Genomic DNA, 403 nt, shown 5'->3' on the forward strand with positions numbered 1-403 from the left:
GAAGCGAAAGCTAGTAATGAAGTGAAAGTAGAAGACATAACTGAAGAATATCGCTTAATTGGAAACGTAATTAAAGCTAATAGTGAAATGGATAGAATGATGGCATTATCAGAATATGAAGCATACAACAGTAGATTTAAGAAGGAACTTAAAGAATTACGCACAGTACATGATGCTACATTAGATAGCTATGTAATTCCTACTGCTATTGCTGAAAGATATTTACTAGGTGGTAATCCAATTAAAGCACGTGATATTAATGACATACTACAAAAAGAAGGATTCATTAAACAAGGGCAAAAAGGGAAGGTACTAACTGATTTAGGTGCAAAACTTGGTGGGGTATGCAGACAAAAGAAAGACGGTTATACCTACACTTATACTATGTGGAAGAACCGTACAG

Annotated in this window: 1 protein-coding gene; it reads left to right on the forward strand. The window is 34.5% G+C overall.

Annotated features, from left to right (window positions below):
• A partial coding sequence (locus SB749_RS18755) for a hypothetical protein (protein ID WP_410711630.1) occupies window positions 1–403 on the forward strand: 403 nt, incomplete at both ends.

This window comes from Brevibacterium sp. SIMBA_078 (genome assembly GCF_046534565.1).
In the GTDB taxonomy this organism is placed as follows: Bacteria; Actinomycetota; Actinomycetes; order Actinomycetales; family Brevibacteriaceae; genus Brevibacterium.